This window comes from Brevundimonas sp., assembly GCF_036677305.1.
Taxonomy (GTDB): Bacteria; Pseudomonadota; Alphaproteobacteria; order Caulobacterales; family Caulobacteraceae; genus Brevundimonas.
Map to the genome: position 1 here is coordinate 1 of NZ_JAKFEB010000021.1, position 2002 is coordinate 2002.

General features: G+C 69.8%; 2 protein-coding genes. Both read right to left on the minus strand.

Features of this window, described 5'->3' with window-relative positions; all coding sequences use genetic code 11:
• Nucleotides 1–88: 88 nt before the first annotated feature.
• Nucleotides 89–1399: a tyrosinase family protein gene (locus V6M42_RS01325; protein WP_332676618.1), complete on the minus strand. Its 1311-nt coding sequence runs from the start codon at nt 1397–1399 to the stop codon at nt 89–91.
• A gap of 42 nt (nt 1400–1441) precedes the next feature.
• Nucleotides 1442–1957, minus strand: a complete 516-nt coding sequence (locus V6M42_RS01330) for a hypothetical protein (protein ID WP_332676620.1) — start codon at nt 1955–1957, stop codon at nt 1442–1444.
• Between the last annotated feature and the right edge of the window lie 45 nt (nt 1958–2002).

The following is a 2002-nucleotide window of genomic DNA, read 5'->3' on the forward strand; positions in this document are numbered from 1 at the left end:
GGCGGAAACTGGTCCTGGAACACCGAACAGGCGGCCATCGGAACGCACAGCGCCGCAAGCGCCAGCACGACAACAATCTTCAGACGGCTCATGCCCAGCGGCTCTCGGTCAGGGTCAGCGACAGGTCCAGCGCCACGGCCTGTGCGGGCGGCCGCCCGGCTTCCGGCGCCAGGTCCTCCGCCTCGACGGTGACGGTCACGGGCGCATCGCCTTCGCCCAGCAGGTTCAGCACCTCCTCGCCGAAGCGGAAGGGCAGGATGTAGTCGCCCCCATGATGCGCGTGCTCCCCCTCCCGCAGGTGCAGGAAGGTCGGCGACGAGCCCAGGGAAATCCGCCGTCCGCCGCAATGCATGCGGATCTCGATCGACCGGTCCAGCAGCCCCTCGGTCGCGGCGTATGCGACCGAACCGGCCCCCGCGATCATCAGCGTGTCGTCCGCCGCCCGCATCCTCGCAACGGCCTCCGCCGGCAGGGTGACGGACAGGCCGCCCCGCCCCGCGCCCTCGGCCCGCATCGGATAGACCACGCCTCCCAGGGGTTCGCGCCGCTTCGCTCCGGGCGGCCCCATCTCCGGCACATTGAACACGGGGAAGGGGTACAGCTGGTCATAGCCATAGCCGAGCGTCCGGGTCTCCAGCACGCTGCCGACCCGCCACTCCCCGGTATCCTCGCCCTGCCCGCCGACGAAGCCGTTCAGCGTCCGCGCCGTCCAGTCGTCGGGATAGACGCTCGCCGGCTGACGCGCGTGCCAGGTCGCCCAGACGCGGTCGACGTTCGCGTGATGCAGCCAGAAGATCGGATCGGTCGCCGCCGTGTTCAGCCGCTTCATCAGCCCGCCGACCAGTTCGTGGATGTAGTTGTGGCCATAGCCCTCGACCATGCCCGCTCCCGTCGGCAGCTTGCCGGCGAAGGTCTCGAAATCGTCCGAGGTCAGTCGCGACATATAGGGGGACCGGGCCCAGCGGGCGGCGTTGAAGTCCAGCACATCGACGCCCCGCGCGCGCTGCCGCTCGTACAGCAGGGCGTCCTCGTCCGTGATCCACGACGGCAGGGTCAGGTGCTCCTGCGAGTCCCAATAGGGCATGGCGAAGCCGGCGTGGCCGGTCAGCCCGGCGATGATCCGCTCCAGATGCAGCAGCTGCAGACGGTGCCAGGGCAGGAACAGGCCGTTGTTGTGCTGGCCGTTGCGGGAATGGATCGTGTTCTGGCGGGCCCAGGAGCGGTCGTCCCGGCGCCGCTTCATCAGCGCCAGACCCTCGCCGAAGGCGACGACGTCATCGCTGGTGGCGGACAGGCTGCCTGCGCCACGGCGGGTCCGCTGGGTCTGGGCCAACACCGGTCCGGCGCACAGGCCCAGCATGGCGGCGCCGGTCAGCGCCTGACGTCGATCGATTTTCACTGATGCCCCCGCGTCTTCCCCGACGGCGAAGGTTCACCAAACTCAACCCGGTGTCGACCCCGGGTCTCGCGCCGGCGCCTGGCCGATGAACCGCGCCCGCCGCCCATCGGCCCACATCTCGCGCAGCCCCTCACGTGGCATGTCCGCCCCGAACACCGCCAGCTGGGCGACCCAGACCTCGGACAACTGCTCCACCGTCCCCTGCACCCAGCCCGGCGCCTGCTGCCGCGACCAGTTCAGCGGCGACACGGCGTTGAACACCATCAGGAAGGCCGCGACCGTGAAGATCGCCCGGCTGGTCCAGCGCCGGTCCCGCGCGGCCACGCCCTCGTCATCCAGCGGCGGCGCGGGCGGAAAGGCGAACCGCCCCAGCGCCGCCAGCGCATTCTCGCGCGTCGGCAGGTCGTGGGCGTCCGCCGTCTCGATCCAGTCGCTGGGCGGATCCTCGGGCGGGGGCAGGCTTTCGGCCAGCGGGGGGAAGGGCGAATCCCCCTGCCGTTTCGGGAACGGTTGAAGCGGGAACTTGCCGCCGAACTCTTCCTTATCGTCGAATCTCATGATCCAGGTCCCTGCATCACAACGCCTCAGAACTGGAAATAGATG